General features: G+C 66.0%; 17 protein-coding genes and 1 pseudogene. 11 read left to right on the forward strand and 7 right to left on the reverse strand.

The genetic code is table 11. From position 1 onward, the window contains the following. Nucleotides 1–162 precede the first annotated feature (162 nt). From HLAC_RS19950 to HLAC_RS06820, 4 genes are all read left to right on the forward strand, one after another. Complete coding sequence (locus tag HLAC_RS19950; RefSeq protein ID WP_015910102.1) at nt 163–498, forward strand: hypothetical protein; 336 nt, start codon at nt 163–165, stop codon at nt 496–498. Then, entirely contained in the window at nt 495–713 is a 219-nt protein-coding gene (locus HLAC_RS19955) for a VanZ family protein (RefSeq protein ID WP_015910103.1), read from the forward strand. The genes HLAC_RS19950 and HLAC_RS19955 overlap by 4 nt, the downstream gene beginning before the upstream one ends. Before the next feature lie 37 nt (nt 714–750). Continuing rightward, nucleotides 751–1,845 (forward strand): archaeosine biosynthesis radical SAM protein RaSEA, encoded by a 1,095-nt coding sequence (locus HLAC_RS06815; RefSeq protein ID WP_015910104.1) that lies wholly within the window; start codon nt 751–753, stop codon nt 1,843–1,845. Nucleotides 1,846–2,017: 172 nt separating this feature from the next. After that, entirely contained in the window at nt 2,018–2,218 is a 201-nt protein-coding gene (locus tag HLAC_RS06820; protein WP_015910105.1) for a DUF8106 domain-containing protein, read from the forward strand. A gap of 31 nt (nt 2,219–2,249) precedes the next feature. Here HLAC_RS06820 and HLAC_RS06825 read toward each other — a convergent pair whose 3' ends face one another. Then, nucleotides 2,250–3,134, reverse strand: a complete 885-nt coding sequence (locus tag HLAC_RS06825) for a 5-formyltetrahydrofolate cyclo-ligase (RefSeq protein WP_015910106.1) — start codon at nt 3,132–3,134, stop codon at nt 2,250–2,252. A gap of 147 nt (nt 3,135–3,281) precedes the next feature. Between HLAC_RS06825 and HLAC_RS06830 the strand changes: the two genes are divergently transcribed. After that, on the forward strand, nt 3,282–3,998 hold the full coding sequence (locus tag HLAC_RS06830) for a DUF4013 domain-containing protein (RefSeq protein ID WP_015910107.1): 717 nt from the start codon (nt 3,282–3,284) through the stop codon (nt 3,996–3,998). Between the two features lie 204 nt (nt 3,999–4,202). Here the strand turns inward: HLAC_RS06830 and HLAC_RS06835 are convergent, their stop codons facing one another. After that, nucleotides 4,203–5,828 (reverse strand): Na+/H+ antiporter NhaC family protein, encoded by a 1,626-nt coding sequence (locus tag HLAC_RS06835; RefSeq protein WP_015910108.1) that lies wholly within the window; start codon nt 5,826–5,828, stop codon nt 4,203–4,205. Between the two features lie 407 nt (nt 5,829–6,235). Between HLAC_RS06835 and engB the strand changes: the two genes are divergently transcribed. Further along, entirely contained in the window at nt 6,236–6,856 is a 621-nt protein-coding gene (gene engB, locus HLAC_RS06840) for a GTP-binding protein EngB (protein ID WP_015910109.1), read from the forward strand. A gap of 77 nt (nt 6,857–6,933) precedes the next feature. Then, the gene (locus HLAC_RS06845) at nt 6,934–7,302 is read left to right on the forward strand and encodes a DUF8147 domain-containing protein (RefSeq protein WP_015910110.1); all 369 of its coding nucleotides are present in this window, start codon (nt 6,934–6,936) and stop codon (nt 7,300–7,302) included. A gap of 31 nt (nt 7,303–7,333) precedes the next feature. Here the strand turns inward: HLAC_RS06845 and HLAC_RS06850 are convergent, their stop codons facing one another. From HLAC_RS06850 to HLAC_RS06865, 4 genes are read right to left on the reverse strand one after another with little or no spacing between them, the layout of a single operon-like run. Then, the gene (locus HLAC_RS06850) at nt 7,334–7,693 is read right to left on the reverse strand and encodes an AzlD domain-containing protein (protein WP_015910111.1); all 360 of its coding nucleotides are present in this window, start codon (nt 7,691–7,693) and stop codon (nt 7,334–7,336) included. Then, nucleotides 7,690–8,400 carry an AzlC family ABC transporter permease gene (locus HLAC_RS06855; RefSeq protein ID WP_170933358.1) on the reverse strand — a complete coding sequence of 237 codons (711 nt, stop codon included), beginning with the start codon at nt 8,398–8,400 and terminating at the stop codon, nt 7,690–7,692. Before HLAC_RS06855 ends, HLAC_RS06850 begins: the two co-directional genes overlap by 4 nt. Further along, nucleotides 8,397–9,269: an RNA methyltransferase gene (locus tag HLAC_RS06860; RefSeq protein WP_015910113.1), complete on the reverse strand. Its 873-nt coding sequence runs from the start codon at nt 9,267–9,269 to the stop codon at nt 8,397–8,399. The genes HLAC_RS06855 and HLAC_RS06860 overlap by 4 nt, the downstream gene beginning before the upstream one ends. Next, nucleotides 9,266–9,868 (reverse strand): DUF8114 family protein, encoded by a 603-nt coding sequence (locus HLAC_RS06865; RefSeq protein ID WP_015910114.1) that lies wholly within the window; start codon nt 9,866–9,868, stop codon nt 9,266–9,268. The genes HLAC_RS06860 and HLAC_RS06865 overlap by 4 nt, the downstream gene beginning before the upstream one ends. 96 nt (nt 9,869–9,964) lie before the next feature. On the opposite strand from HLAC_RS06865, the gene HLAC_RS06870 reads away from it, so the two are divergent. Then, nucleotides 9,965–10,528, forward strand: coding sequence for a DUF192 domain-containing protein (locus HLAC_RS06870; RefSeq protein ID WP_015910115.1), 564 nt, complete (start codon nt 9,965–9,967; stop codon nt 10,526–10,528). A gap of 139 nt (nt 10,529–10,667) precedes the next feature. Beyond that, nucleotides 10,668–11,708: pseudogene (locus tag HLAC_RS06875) on the forward strand (RNA-guided endonuclease TnpB family protein). Nucleotides 11,709–11,948: 240 nt separating this feature from the next. Here HLAC_RS06875 and HLAC_RS06880 read toward each other — a convergent pair. Beyond that, nucleotides 11,949–12,179 carry a hypothetical protein gene (locus tag HLAC_RS06880; protein ID WP_015910116.1) on the reverse strand — a complete coding sequence of 77 codons (231 nt, stop codon included), beginning with the start codon at nt 12,177–12,179 and terminating at the stop codon, nt 11,949–11,951. A 287-nt stretch (nt 12,180–12,466) separates the two neighbouring features. Here HLAC_RS06880 and folP point away from each other — a divergent pair, with 287 nt between their 5' ends. Then, a complete protein-coding gene (gene folP / locus HLAC_RS06885; protein WP_015910117.1) occupies nt 12,467–13,684 on the forward strand; it encodes a dihydropteroate synthase in 1,218 nt (405 codons plus the stop codon). Nucleotides 13,685–13,870: 186 nt separating this feature from the next. Then, nucleotides 13,871–14,584, forward strand: a complete 714-nt coding sequence (locus HLAC_RS06890; protein ID WP_015910118.1) for a 6-hydroxymethylpterin diphosphokinase MptE-like protein — start codon at nt 13,871–13,873, stop codon at nt 14,582–14,584. Nucleotides 14,585–14,598 lie beyond the last annotated feature (14 nt).

Raw genomic sequence — 14,598 nt, forward strand, 5'->3', positions numbered from 1 at the left:
CGACCGGCGGTCGCCGTCACGATATATAAGCGGCGGGAGTGAAAATCCGGGCAAAAATAGCCGACACGACGGTGTTCGCATGACGTTCGAACGCCTGAACCGGCGGCCGTACTGCCGAGCGGTTTCGGTGCGGCAGGACGTGAGCCCCGACGTGCTCGCTTCGTGACCGATAACTTTGCGGGCCGTGAACAGGCGTGTGTGATCGGGACCGACCGCGAAGCCGACCGCGACGACCACGCCGATCGAAGCGATCGTGTCGATCGGAGCGGCCGGTGGAACGGCGTCGCCGCGTTCGCGCTCGCGCTCCTCGTCGCGTCGCTGATCCCGGTGTCGTGGGTCGTCTCCGATGGTACCGGTGGCAAACGCGTCGGCGGCACAAGCGACACGGGTGGCGGCACAGGCGTCGAGATCGTCGACGCGCTCCCCCTCGACGTCGGGCTCACCGACCCCTCCACCTCGTCGGCTACGCGATTCTGGCAGTCCTCGCGAGCCGCGTGATCGGTCGAGGCCGACGGGGGCTCTTCCTCGCCGTCGGCGCGGCGGTCGCATTCGGGTTCGGGATCGAACTTCTGCAGGCGCCGATCCCGTGGCGGTCGTTCGCGTGGAGCGACGCCGCGGTCAACGCGATCGGGGCGGTCGTCGGTCTAGTCGCCGTCGTCGCGGTCAACGCGATCGGGGCGATCGTTGCGACCGCCGAGCGCCGCCCACGATGACGACACGGCTTTACGCGCTCGGCCGCTTTTTCCGGTAATGAGCACGCCGAGCCCCGACGCGTACGAGCAGGGGCGCGGGATGGACGCGCACAACGCCGTGATGCGCGACATCCGCGCCGAGCGCTCGGAGACGTACGACCCGACCCAGCCCACCCGGGTGTGGATCGACGAGGACAACACGCCCGACGGGGTGGTGAACTCGCTCACGATCATCCTCAACACCGGCGGGTGCCGCTGGGCCCGCGCCGGCGGCTGCACGATGTGCGGCTACGTCGCCGAGTCCGTGGAGGGCGGCAGCGTCGCCCACGAGGACCTGATGAACCAGATCGAGGTCTGTCTCGATCACGAGACCGAGAACGCGGATGCCCCCGCCGAGCTGATCAAGATCTACACCTCCGGCTCGTTCCTCGACGAGAGGGAGGTTCCCGCGGAGACCCGGCAAGCGATCGCGGAGACGTTCGCGGACCGGAACCGGATCGTCGTCGAGTCGCTGCCGGACTTCGTGAGTCAGGAGAAGATCGGCGACTTCGCCGACCACGGGATCGCGACCGACGTGGCGGTCGGGCTGGAGACCGCGACCGACCGCGTCCGCCACGACTGCGTGAACAAGTACTTCGACTTTTCCGACTTCGAGGACGCCTGCGCGGAGGCGGCCGCGGCCGACGACACCTTCGACGCCGACGTGGGGATCAAGGCGTACCTCCTGATGAAGCCGCCCTTCCTCGCGGAGCCCGAAGCCGCCGCCGACATGATCGACTCCATCCGTCGGTGTGGCGACGTGGACGGGTGTCACACCGTCTCGATGAACCCGACGAACGTCCAGCGCTACACGATGGTCGACGAGCTGTTCTTCAAGGGCGGCTACCGCCCGCCGTGGCTCTGGTCGGTCGCGCACGTCCTCAAAGAAACCGCCGATGTCGACGCCATCGTCGTCTCCGACCCGGTCGGGCACGGCTCCGATCGCGGCGCGCACAACTGCGGCGAGTGCGATGACCGCGTCCAGACCGCGATCAAGGATTTCGACAAGCGACAGGATCCGAGCGTCTTCGAGCAGGTGTCCTGCGAGTGCGAGGCGACGTGGGAGCTAGTGATGGACGAGGAGACGAGCTACAACATGCCGCTCGCTCGATAGGAACGTCCGGAACTGGAGCGATCGAGGCCGGTAGCGATCAGGTTGTTCCAGAATATCGAAACGCTTGATCTGTTCTCACCCGATTTTTAAACGATATATCCGTGCCAATGCGGATCATACCGAACGATCAGGTCGAAAAAGACCCTTATACCTCCGGATACTGAGAGGAGGTATGAACGCAGACGCCAGCGGTCCCCGGTCCTCCCGCGGGAAGTCGGTCCTGTTCTGTGCGCAGTGCAGCTTCGAGAACCCCGTCTCCGAGGGGTGGCTCGTCGTCAGCGACGGCAGCGAGCGCACCATCGTTTGCCCCGAGTGCGGTCACGTCGCCGACCACCGGACGGAGCGATCGGCGCCGGCGCCGCGGGCGGACTGAACCGGGGCGGCCGGTTGAGCGCCGACCCGCTTCACTTTCTCCCCGGCGCGCGCTCGGCCAACACCGGAATCGCGGCCAGTTTGTCGTCGTCGAGCGCGTCCCAGTCGATCCCCTCCGGACGCGCGTAGGGCGTCTCGGTCCGAATCGTTCGCTCGGGAGTCACTACCAAGTCGAGCGGCACGTCGTGAGCGTCGGGCGCGGGAAGCTCGGCGGGATCCGCGATCGGCGACTCAGGCCCGTCGAGGACCGACAGCTCGTGGACCGTGGTCGCGACAGTGGTCGCGCCGTCGTCGGGCTTCGCCCGACTGTCACCGGGCGAAGCCCGGTTGCCCGAGGGACTCTGTCCCTCGCTGCCAGAGGCGCTTTGCGCCTCTCTGTCGACGGCGCCGAGTTCGCTGAGTACGCCCCACTCGAGGTCGCTGTACCCCTCACCCTTCCCGATTCGGGCGCCGTCGGTCGTGACGCCCACGGAGCCGGCGACCACGAGGTCGACGTGCGGCACGTCCTCGGGAGCGACGGGCGTGCCGTGCGTCGAGATGCCCGAGACGGTGGTGGCGTCGTCGACGGTCGGGCCGTCGGCGTCGACATCGGCGGATTCGGAGTCGACGGACCCGACGTCGACGAGATCGGCGGGGTCGATCCGGAGGAACGGGTCGGCGTCGCGGAGCCGCGGCTGCGCGACGTACACCGTTTTTCCGTCCCTGAGCGCGGCGCGTCGCACGGGGAGCTGCGGCGCGTCCGGATTGCACTTCAGCGTCGACGCCGACGCCCACGCGTCGGTGTCAGTTAGGCGGTCGCACGCCGCGTCGGCGCCCGCGAAGTTCGGGATTCGGTCGTGGGGTGGGAACGGAAACCGGGCCTCGCCGCGCTCCTCGAACGCGTCCCAGACGGTCTCGCGGACGGCCTGTTTGTCCATGCGAAAGAGACGGTCGGGGACCCCAAGTAAGCCCCGAACGCGACCCCGAGAAGAGAACGTCTCCCGTCACGGCTCGGTCCGTCCCGTCTGTCGATTGCTCGGGATCTACCGTCGCGTTTATATATCAGATCGGTGTTGATTCGACGTATGTTGGAAGACGGACTCTCGTACCCGATACGCGGCGACTGGATCGGACGGATAATCATCGGCGGCGTGTTGGGGTTCCTCTCGGTACTCCTCCTCCCGGCGTTCGTCATCGTCGGGTACCTCGTTCGCGTGCTCGAACAGACGATCGACGGCGAGGACGTGCCGCCGGAGTTCGACGACTGGGGTGACCTCCTGATGAAGGGGGTAATCGGATCGGTGATCACGATCGCGTACACGGTGATTCCGGTAGTTCTGTACGCCATCGTCGTCGCGGTCGTGGGCGGGACGAGCGGTGCGATCGGCGGCGACGCCGGCGCGTTCATCGGTGTGGTCGGCGTGCTGCTCACGCTGGCGTTTATCCCCGTGCTGTTCCTCATCTACTACGCCGTTCCCGCCGCGCTGTCGGCGTACGCGGCCCGCGACGAGATCGGCGCCGCGTTCGACCCTGACCTGCTGAAGCCGGTGCTGTTCAGCACCGAATACCTCGTCGCGGTACTCATGCCCATCGTCGTGGCGGTGATCACGTGGATCGCCACCGCGGTGCTGGCCGTCACCGTCGTCGGTCTCTTGCTCGTCCCCTTCGTCCAGTTCTACGGGCAGGTCGCGGTGTTCCGGATGTTCGGATCGGCGTTCGCGAGCGTGAACGACCGGATCGATTCCGGTTCGGTCCGCGGCGCCGGCGACGTCGTCGACGACGACGCCGGTTCAGCGGTCTAATCGGGTGTCCGGGAAGCGACGGCACCGACCCGGCCGTCGCTACGACGTTTTTTTGAATCGGTCAATCCTCCGAACGCGGTTATGAACCGGTCAGTCGTCCACGTGCGCGTTCGAGAGAACGCTGGACCGCAACGGGGAGGTCCTCCCCGTTTGGGCCGCACGACCTCGTCGACGGTCTGCCGCACGCTCGGGTCGACCGCAGGCTCAGTCGTCGTCGGTGGCCGACCGGTTTCCGACTCGAACCGTGCGGGTCGCCTCCACGTCCTTCCGGTTCGCGTCGAACTCGGAGAGTACGTACACCAGACCGCCGAGCATCACCACGCCAACCGGGAGCAGCACCAGCGGCGTTATCCGGGTGGCGCCCCACACCGTCAGCAGCGAAGCGGCCACCACCAGCACCGTCGTGGCGTAGTACATCTGGGTGCGGACGTGATCGATGTGGTCGGCACCGGTGAACGTCGACGAGAGGATCGTCGTGTCGGAGATGGGTGAGCAGTGGTCACCGAAGATGGCGCCGCTGAACACGGTCCCGATCGCGACGGGGAGCAGTGCCGGCGTGGCGCCGCCAACGCTCCACGCCAGCGGGACCGCGATCGGCGTGACGATCGCCATCGTTCCCCAAGAGGTGCCCGTCGAGAACGCGATGAACGCGGACGCCACCAGCACGACGACCGGGAGCAGCGTCGGCGTCACGAAGTTCTCCGCGATGTTCGTGACGTAGATACCCGTGCCGAGCGCGGTGGTGACGGAGCCGATCGTCCACGCCATCACGAGGATCGTGAGCGCGGTGAGCATCATGCTGAAGCCGTCGATCACGGTCTCCATCGCCTCGTCGAGGTTGGCGATGCCGCTCCCGACGCCCATGACGAGCGCGACGGCGACCATAGTGAACGTTCCCCACAGGAGCGCGTCGACGAACGCGGCGTTGCCGGCGATTTCGAACACCGACGCGCCGGGCTCCGAGCCCCCAAGTCCCGTGTAGGCCGCGCCGCCGACCACGACCGCCATCAGCGAGAGGGTCGGCACAGCGAAGTACCGGAGCTGCGGCGAGTCGGTGAGCACCTCTCCGAGGCTGTCTTCGGCGCTTTGCATCGGAATCGCCCCGTCCCGCAGGAGCTTCCCCTCCGTCGCGGAGCGGTGCTCGGCGTCGAGCATCTCGCCGAAGTCACGCCCGGAGAACACGATGATTCCGACCATCACGACCGCAAACAGGCAGTACATGTTAAACGGGATACTCTGTAAGAACAGCGCGAACGCGCCGGGAACCTCGCCGGCCTCGACGGAGACGCCCGCGGCGCTGTACCCCTCTCGGATCATGCTCAGTTGGTACGCGACCCAACTCGAGATGCCGAACGTCGCGACGGGAGCGGCCGTCGAGTCGATCATGTACGCGAGCTTCTCGCGAGAGATCTGCACCTCGTCGGATATCTCTCGCATCGTGGTGCCGACGATCGCCGTGTTGGAGTAGTCATCGAAGAACCACAGCATGCCGAAGAGCCACGTCGCCCCGCCGACCTTCCGTTGGGTGTCGAGGCTGGAGGTCACCGTGTTGGCGATGGCGTTCGCCCCGCCGAGCCGCCAGATGAGCGCCACGCCGGCGCCGAGGAACAACACGATCAGCATGATCTTCGCGTTGAATGTGCTCTCGCCGATCGAGGAGACGAGCCAGTCCAGCGTCTGCGCCACGCCGTGGCTCGTCGTGAAGATCACGCCGCCGGACCAGATCCCCAAGAACAGCGAGAGGATCGGTTTCCGCGTCACGATCGCGAGAACGATCGCCAGAAGCGGCGGAACCAGGGAGATGGCGCCGAACGTCTCGGCTCCCGTCATGCGCCTACCCCCGAGCGATCCGGGACGGACGACGGAGACGAGCGGCCCTCGACGGACGATCGCAACCCTCGCCGCACGCGTTCCGGGGCGTCGACACGAGTTTTTGTCGGCTTCGTCGGGCCGATACGACGGTTCCGAGTCCTCGTCGGGAGAACCATGGTACAGTGACCCACACTATGCCAGAGTACATAATTATAGAGCGCCTACATAATTTACATTATACATGTTTGAGATGGGATATCCGTTTGACGTAGCGACTGGTTTGGTCCTCGACCGACAGACCAGTCGAGAATCTATTCAGCAGCGTCCACCGTCGCCGCCCGGCCGGTGCGCATCCGCTCTCCGTCGGGAACGCATCCGAGACCGACGACGCGCCTTTTAAACCGTTCAGCCGCCCACGTACGGGTATGTTCGAAGACCGGCCGGACCGCGACGCCGAGGTCGTCCTCGTGGGGCGCTCGAACGTCGGCAAGTCCACGCTGATGCGCGAGCTGACGGGCCACGACTTCTCGACCGGCGGCAAGCCCGGAGTCACCCGCCAACCGAACCACTTCGACTGGGCCAGCGAGAGCTTCATGTTCACGGACCTGCCCGGGTTCGGGTTCATGTCTGGCGTCGAAGAGGAGCACCGCGAGGCGATCAAAACGAACATCGTCCGCTATCTAGAGGAGAACGCCGACTCGATTCTGGCGGGCGTCGTCGTGATGGACGGGAAAGCCGCCGTCGACATCATCGACCGCCACGCCGAGCGCGGGAACATCCCCCACGACGTGGAGATGTTCGGCTTCTTAGAGGACGTGGGCGTCGAGCCCATCGTCGCCGTCAACAAGACCGACAAGATCGACGACCTCGACGAGCGGCTCGACGAGATCTGTGATCGCCTCGGGCTGTACCCGCCGTGGCAGCAGTGGTCTGACCAGATCGCCCCGATCTGCGCGAAGCGAGGCGACATCGAGGCGTTAGAGGAGTGTCTTCGGACCCGCTTCCACGAGCACAACCGCGACGACCTGCTGAAGTTCGTTTCGTGAGGGAGGCCATCGCCAGAGCAGTCGTCTCGTGAGCGGCCGCACGCTCTTTTAAGTAGCGAGCCGACGATCGCATCCGCATGAACGCCCGTCCGGTCGCGGCGCTCGGCGTCGCGCTCACGACGTTTCTCGCCGTCGCCGCGCTTCTCACCGACCTCCTCGCGGCTCGGATCGCGTTTTCCGCGATCGTCGGGCTCCCGGTCGGGCTCATCGCGGGCGCCGCGGCGGGGATCGCGACGTGGGCTCGCCTCTGGCACTCTCCGGGGACTCGGCCGCCGCTCCTCGGAACCGCCGCGTTCGGCTACGCGCTGCTCGGCGCCGCCGCGGTCTCGTACGCCGTGCCGCCGGCTCGCAGTTTCGTGAGCGTCGGCACAGCCCTTCCGTTCGGCGTCGTTTGTGCGGTCGTCGCGTTCCTACTCGCGCGCCGGTACGACGACCGGATCGCGTGAGCCGACGGGAGAAACCGAAAAGTCACCGACCTCAGGCGAACACGACGAACCGGAACAGCCACAGCGTGACCATCCCGCTCGCGATGGTCGCCATCACGTTCTCCGTGCGCCATGCGACCGCGCCGGCGACGACGCCCGCGATCAGCCGTTCGTCGACGAGCGTGGCGGCGACCGAGGGTCGGATCGTCACCAGATCGGGGAACACGAGCGCCGCGAGTACCGCCGGCGGAACGTATCGGAGCGGGCGCTTGATCCGGGTGGGCACCTCGTCGATCCGCCCGAACAGGTGGATGAAGGAGAGCCGGAACCCGTACGTCGCGATCCCGATGAGGACGATGGCGAGCCAGACTTCGAGCGAGCCGCCGATGGGAAGTGGGGATCCGCCCGTCACTCGCCGAACACCTCCGTTAGCAGGCCGACGAGGATTCCGGAGACTGCCCCCGTGAGCAGGCCGAGATTCAGGGGGAGCCCGGCGGCGACGACCGCGATGGTACCGCCGGCAACGGCCGCGGCGGTGGTCGGCCGGTCCTTCATCGCGGGAACGAGGAGCGCGAGGAACACCAGCGGGACCGCAAATGTCAGCCCCCACGCGTCGGGGACGCTAGCGCCGACGACGACGCCGACCACCGTCGCGATCTGCCAGACGACCCACAGCGTCGCGGCCGCGCCGAGGTAGTATCGCCACCGGCTCCGCTCCGGGTTCCGCTCGAACTCCGCGACCGAGAGCGCGTACGCCTGATCGGTGAGCACGTACGCGAGTCCCGCCCGGAGCCTGCGACCGTAGTCCGCGAAGTGCGGTGCGATGGAGGCCGAGTACATCACCATCCGGACGTTGATCACGACCGCGGTGCCGACCACGACCGCGAGCGGCGCGTTCGATCCGATCAGCTCGATCGCGGCGAGTTGAGAGGCCCCCGCGAACACGATCACGGACATTCCGACCGCCTCGGCCAGTCCGAGCCCGGCGTTGACGGCGGCGATGCCGGCGACGAGTCCGAACGGGACGATCCCGAGCAGCAGCGGCGACACGTCTCGGACGCCGGCCCAGATGTCACCGTCAAAGGAGTTGCCGTCGAGGAGGTCTCCGTCCACGGTCACTCTCGGGGGTAGACGGGTTCGTCGTACTTCGCCGCGAGGTGGTCGGCGTGTTCCAGCTTCACGTTGGCCTTGCGGAACGTGCCGAGCAGCGAGTGAATCTCGCGTTCGGTCGGGTGCGCGCGCCCGAGTAGCCGGCGCACCAACAGCGCGTTCTTGTCGCGGTGGTGTTCGCGCTGGCCGGTGGCCTCGAGGAAGTCGCCGAAGAACTCGTGGAAGCGCTCCACGTCGGGCTCGGGTGCGCGAGTGACCGCGGTGTCGGGCAACTGCGTCTCGTCGACAGTGAGATCGCGAAGCTCGTAGAGGAGCACGGTCGCGGCCTGCCCGAGGTTCAAGACGGGGTAGTCGTCGTCGGCCGGGATCGAGCACACCTCGTCGAGCTGCGAGAGCTCCTCGTTGTTGAGCCCGCGCCCCTCTCGGCCGAAGACGATCGCCGTCGGTGCGTCCACGGTCTTCAGCGACTCCCGAAGTTCGACGGGCGTCTTGAAGGGGAACCGCTCGTGGCTCTGGTCGTCCTCGCCGGTGATCGCGGTGGTGCCGACCGTGTGGTAGTTCGCCACGATCTCGTCGAAGGTCACCTCGTCGGCGTTCGGGAGCACGTCCTCGCGGGCGTGACCCGCGAAGCCGTACGCCTCGCCGTCCTCCTTCAGCTCCGGCGGATCGACCAGCTTGAGGTCCGAGAGGCCGAAGTTCTTCATCGCTCGGGCGATGGTGCCGACGTTGCCGGGTGTCTCCGGCTCGACGACGACCACGACCGGCTTGCGGCGGGTCTGCGGGTCGGGGTCGGTGTTGGCTCCGGCGTCGGCGTCGGTGCCGGCGTGGGTCGGGTCCTCGGTGCGGTCGGTTTCGTCGCCCTCGTCGACTCCGCTCATCGGTTCGACGGGTAGTCAGTCGAGAGATCGACACCGGACTCCGCGAGGTCGTCCTCGCTCAGTTTGTCCGCTGCGTCCTCCTCCTTGTCGTCGCTCTCTCCGGCGAGTTCGAGGATGTCGATCCGGTCGCCCTCGAAGCCCTGCTCGACGCGCTCCTGGATGTCCTGCTGGTCCGGCAGGTCCGGGAGCCCATCGGGGTCCTCCTCGACGTGCTCGACCGGGGCGTACCCATCCGGAGCCTCGTTGCCCGCGGCGACCCACTCGTGAAAGCGGTCGCCGAAGTCGAGGTCGCCGGCGTGCTCGCTACCGCCCTCCTCGCGGAACCAGTAGATCAGATCCGGCTCGTGTTCGGGACAGAGTAGCACCTCTCCGTTGGGCTCGCCGTAGACGATCTCGGCCTGATTACAGCGGTGGACCTCGGCCTCGCCGTGTTCGAGGTAACAGACATCGCAGGGCTCCTCGACGAGACCGACGAGCCTGACGAGGCGCTCCCGTGGCTCCTCGGGGATCTCGTCGAGGGGTTTCAGCTCCTCGTCGTCGGTGAATATCTCCTCCTCGTCGAACCGCCATCCGCGGAGGCCGACGCTCACTTTCGCCATGCGCGAGGCTACGCGAGGCGCAGATAAAAGCGCGTCCTTCCGGGGACGAGCACCCCGTTCGCGAGGCATATACGGATGCAGCCCGTACCACCGCCAATGCGACGACGGGGAGTCCTCGCGGCGATAGGTGTCGCGTCGATCGGCGGGCTCGCGGGGTGCGGCGGGAGCGCCCCTACGGAGGACGATGGGGGAGAGGACGGCGAGGGCGGCCGGAACGACACCGGCACTGACGACCTCCCGACCGACTGGCCCTCCGGGACGTACGCCGACTACGACGCGGCCACGGTCACGGTTCGGAGTCCCGAGGACGACGATTTGGGTGCGGTTCGGGCCGCGATCGCGGATACGAGGGAGAAGCGCTATCTCGGCCTGAGTGATGCGACTTCGCTCCCGGAAAACGCCGGGATGCTGTTCGTCTTCTCAGAGCCGCGAGACTCGCTGCGGTTCGTCATGCGCGAGATGGACTTCGGGATCGACATCATCTACGCCGACGCCGAGGGAACGATCACTCGGATCCACAACGCGCCGGAACCGGGGCCGAACGAGGACGGGAGCGAGCAGCGGTATCCGGGCTCGGGTCAGTACGTGCTCGAAGTCCCGTATAAGTGGACCGACCGCAACGGGATCGAGGTCGGCGATACGCTTGCGTTCGATCTGTGACTCCGATTACGGAGAATCGAGGAGAAAGCCTCGCGCTTCAGCGGGGATGAATCCGACAGTCAATGACACAACCCACCGACGATAGCACGGCCTGATATTCCAACAGACACTTGAGTAAGTATAGATTATTACACATGTAATGATCACGGTGTCTGTCACCGCGAAGTTCCACAACCCATCCCTCTCACGGCGGAAAGAATGGCAACAGGGCACTCGTCTCTACCGTGATTCCAAGCAATTCTGTATCGACGGATGGGAGAACGTCGACTTCGGGAAGTCCGTGACCACAGCCAGTACCGACAATGCACTCTACTCGGCCATCCAGAACCAAGCCATCCGAGAGGCAAAATCCAACCACAACAAGGATGGAGAGGTTTGCTACCGAGAGAGTCAACCATTCGCCGTCAACAACCAGAACTGGGAGATCGACACGACCGAGAACGGCACAGTCGTCGTCGGCTTCCCGTGTGTCTCCCAATGGTGGTACACTCCTATCGAAGTGTACGACGACATTGCCGACCCCGTAGACAGGCTGGTTGAGGGTGACGCAAAGAAGACACGTCTTCAAGTGTACCGTCGCGGGGACGACTGGTACTGTTCATTCAATATCGAATATGACACTGACACGTCGGGTGAGACGCCCATCGGTGTTGATATTGGTGAACGACATATCCTTGCGGTGACTGCCTACGATACAGGTGAGTCCATGCTGGTGTCTGGTGGTGAGGCGAAGTACGTTCGACGCAAATATCATTCCCTACGCGATTCGCTATCAGAAGCGGGTTGCGCTTCGCGCACGCAACCGTGAGAACAGCGTCGGATTAAGGACTTGAACCACAAACTCTCCCGTCGCCTCATCACGTTCGTGGAACAATTCGAGAACCCTGTCATTCGGATGCAAGACCTCAAAGGCATCCGCGAGAACAGTTCATGGTCGGGCGTCCATTCGTGGCATTTCCACCAACTCCAACAGTTCATCACGTACAAAGCCGAACGTGCTAGTATCCGTGTCGAGAAGGTCGATGCATACCATACCAGCCAGCGATGTTCGGCGTGTGGTTCGATGGGAACCCGTGATGGTGACTACTTTTGGTGTTCGGAGTGTGACCGTGGACGCCATGCTGACCTGAACGCATCGGAGAATATCGCACAACGGGAGGGTGAACCATGCACGGCGTAGCAGTTCGGCTGACGCGAACCGTGCTACCTCGCTGGTCGAATAGCCAGCCGTCGTTGACGCCTGCTGTATGCAGGAAGGAAGGCCCCCTTGACAGGGCTACACGCGCTGTAACGCACGTCCTTGGTCACAACTGGACGGCTACCTTTGACGTTCCACGCGAAAGCGTACTTGAGAACCGAGAAAACGCGCAACCGGAATATTCCCTTTGGGGAATCCTCGCCCTTTAGGGCGGGGAGGATGTCAACGAACTCTTTCAGTGACCGTCGGGTCGGGGGCGCTCATCACCGGCGTTCGAGCGACGCCCACTGCGAGCACGACGCTCATGACCGCGAACAGCGCGAGGAGAGAGATGACGAACCCGACAGCGCCGACCGTGATGAGCAGTTGACTCCCGAGTAGTTCGCCGCCGATCGTCGTGACGAGGGCTGCTGACGCGAGCCCGAGCAATCGATCTTCTGATTTCGTGTTCATACAATACGACCGTGCTGGACGGTATTAACGCGTGCCCGACTGCTGCCGTCATGTCTCACACTGACACGTCTCGTCGCGAGTGCGGACCGATCGACGACCCGCCACCGGTCCGACGACCCGCCACCGGTCCGACGACCCGCCACCGGTCCGACGACCCGCCACCGGTCCGACGACCCGCCACCGGTCATCTCTCGGTCATCCAATCTATCGGCGGTCCCGCCCGCCCGCGCCGTTCGTCCACTTCGTGCACTCGTCCCGTTTATATCGCTCGCGCTCGTGGTGAGCGTATGCGAAACGTGGACGCCGCGGGGCTCGAGATCGGCGACGACCACCCGCCTCGGATCATGGGCGTACTCAACGTCTCCGCGGAGTCGCCGTACGACCCGAGCGTGTACGACGACCCGGGCGAGGCCGCCGAGTACGTCGACGAGGAGCTGATCGGCGAGGGCGCCGACATCGTCGACGTCGGGCTCGAATCGGCCAACAAGGACTTAGACGTGCTCTCGGCCGAACAGGAGTTGGATCGGCTCGACACCGCGATCGAGACGCTGGAGTCGACCTCGGGCGACGCCGTCTGGTCGATCGAGACCCGCTACCACGAGGTCGCCGACGAGGCGCTTGCACGCGGGTTCGACATGGTCAACGACATCTGCGGCTTCGCCGATCCCGAGATGCCCCGCGTCTGCCGCGAACACGACGCGGCCGTCTCGAAGATGGCCTCGCCGCCAGATCTGGAGCGACCGGGTGCCATCGAGGACGTGGACGAGATCTACGAAGCGCTGTCGATGAACGGCCTCACCGACAAGACGATCCTCGACCCCGCGTTCGGTGGCTGGTCGAAGGCAAAAACCCACGCCGACGACCGCGAGACGTTCCACCGGCTACGGGAGTTCCGCGGCTACGGTCGCCCGCTGCTCGTCTCGATCAACCGCAAGAGCTTCCTCAAGACGATCGCGGGACGGAGTACCGAGGAGGCCCTTCCGGTGTCGCTCGCCGCCACCTCGATGGCAGTCGAGCGCGGCGCACACGTGATCCGCACCCACGATGTGGCCGAGACGCGGGACGCGGCACTCGTCGGCGCCGAGTTCGCCCGCGATCGGGTCCGTTCGGACGACGGGCCCAGCGACATCGCCGTCGAGGAACTCGACGTGACGACCGTTCGGGAGGCCGAGCGCCACCTCGACCGGCTGGACGCCGACCAGTCCGTCGCCGGCGACGCGGCCGTTCGCACCTACGAGCTACGCGGGCTCACCGACGAGGCCGTCGGCGCGCTCCGAGCGGCGACCGCCGAGCCCGGCGTCGGCGCGGCGTTCGCCCTCGCCGGTTCCGACGCCGCCGAGACCGCGGTTCCCCCCTCGGCCACCGACGGCGGGGCCCCCACAAATGGCGAATCCGGACTGCTCGTCGGAACAGTAGCCGCGCTGTCTGCGGTTCGATCGGCCGTTTCGGGCGTTTCAGACGCGCTCGACGCCGCGCTGGAATCGATCGACGACGGCTCCAAGTAAGAGAAAGTTTATGCCGTCGTGCAGACAACCCGTTCACTGGACGCCGGAGGGGCACGCGGGTAGGGGTACTCTGTGCTACTCCGGCCCATACCATATACGACCCCGCCAGCGGCGGCGCCGTCCGCCGCTGCGATCGGGCGGTAGCAATCGCTGCAAGATCGCCGCACCGACAGCGGGGACTCACGAATGAATTTCCAGATCTTTGAACCCGTCTACGAGGCGATCCTCTCCGACTTCGGCTTCGACCGAGCAGCCGACGAACGCGCTCGCGACGTCGCGGCCGATATCGCGACGCCGTTCCCCCTCGACCGGCTCGGCGACTGGCGCGGCGAGACCGTGGCGATAGCCGGCGCCGCCCCGTGCCTCAGCGACGAAGTCGAAATCGCCCGCAACGCCGATGTCGTCGTCGCCGCCTCCACCGCCGCCGACGCCCTCCGCGACCGCGGCGTCGACGTCGACTGCATGGTCACCGACCTCGACAAGAACCCTGAGACCGCGGCGGCGTTGACACACGAGGGAGTCCCGGTCGCGGCCCACGCCCACGGCGACAACATCCCCGCGGTCCGCGAGTGGCTCCCCCGGTTCGCCGACGAGGCGACGCTGGCGACGACGCAGGCGGCCCCCGTTGGCCCGATCCGAAATCTTGGCGGGTTCACCGACGGCGACCGCGCCGCCTTCCTCGCGGACCACGTCGGCGCTGGTCGCCTCGTGTTCCCGGGGTGGGACTTCGACGACCCGGACGTGGACCCGATGAAGGCGCGGAAACTCGACTGGGCCGCCCGGCTGCTGCGGTGGCTGGAACGGCGCCGCAACGAGCGGTTCGGGATTCTCGACGGGCGTCGCCCGGAACTGGACGCCGCGCTCGATCCGATTCTCCCCGGCCACGACGACGTGATTTAAAAGGAGACAGGGAG

Origin of the sequence: Halorubrum lacusprofundi ATCC 49239 (assembly GCF_000022205.1) — an archaeon.
GTDB classification, from domain to species: Archaea; Halobacteriota; Halobacteria; order Halobacteriales; family Haloferacaceae; genus Halorubrum; species Halorubrum lacusprofundi.

Coding starts and splice junctions, on each gene's coding strand:
- HLAC_RS06815 (WP_015910104.1), top strand. CDS start 751: ATGAGCACGCCGAGCCCCGACGCGTACGAGCAGGGGCGCGGGATGGAC.
- HLAC_RS06820 (WP_015910105.1), top strand. CDS start 2,018: ATGAACGCAGACGCCAGCGGTCCCCGGTCCTCCCGCGGGAAGTCGGTC.
- HLAC_RS06825 (WP_015910106.1), bottom strand. CDS start 3,134: ATGGACAAACAGGCCGTCCGCGAGACCGTCTGGGACGCGTTCGAGGAG.
- HLAC_RS06830 (WP_015910107.1), top strand. CDS start 3,282: ATGTTGGAAGACGGACTCTCGTACCCGATACGCGGCGACTGGATCGGA.
- HLAC_RS06835 (WP_015910108.1), bottom strand. CDS start 5,828: ATGACGGGAGCCGAGACGTTCGGCGCCATCTCCCTGGTTCCGCCGCTT.
- engB (WP_015910109.1), top strand. CDS start 6,236: ATGTTCGAAGACCGGCCGGACCGCGACGCCGAGGTCGTCCTCGTGGGG.
- HLAC_RS06845 (WP_015910110.1), top strand. CDS start 6,934: ATGAACGCCCGTCCGGTCGCGGCGCTCGGCGTCGCGCTCACGACGTTT.
- HLAC_RS06860 (WP_015910113.1), bottom strand. CDS start 9,269: ATGAGCGGAGTCGACGAGGGCGACGAAACCGACCGCACCGAGGACCCG.
- HLAC_RS06865 (WP_015910114.1), bottom strand. CDS start 9,868: ATGGCGAAAGTGAGCGTCGGCCTCCGCGGATGGCGGTTCGACGAGGAG.
- HLAC_RS06870 (WP_015910115.1), top strand. CDS start 9,965: ATGCGACGACGGGGAGTCCTCGCGGCGATAGGTGTCGCGTCGATCGGC.
- HLAC_RS06880 (WP_015910116.1), bottom strand. CDS start 12,179: ATGAACACGAAATCAGAAGATCGATTGCTCGGGCTCGCGTCAGCAGCC.
- folP (WP_015910117.1), top strand. CDS start 12,467: ATGCGAAACGTGGACGCCGCGGGGCTCGAGATCGGCGACGACCACCCG.
- HLAC_RS06890 (WP_015910118.1), top strand. CDS start 13,871: ATGAATTTCCAGATCTTTGAACCCGTCTACGAGGCGATCCTCTCCGAC.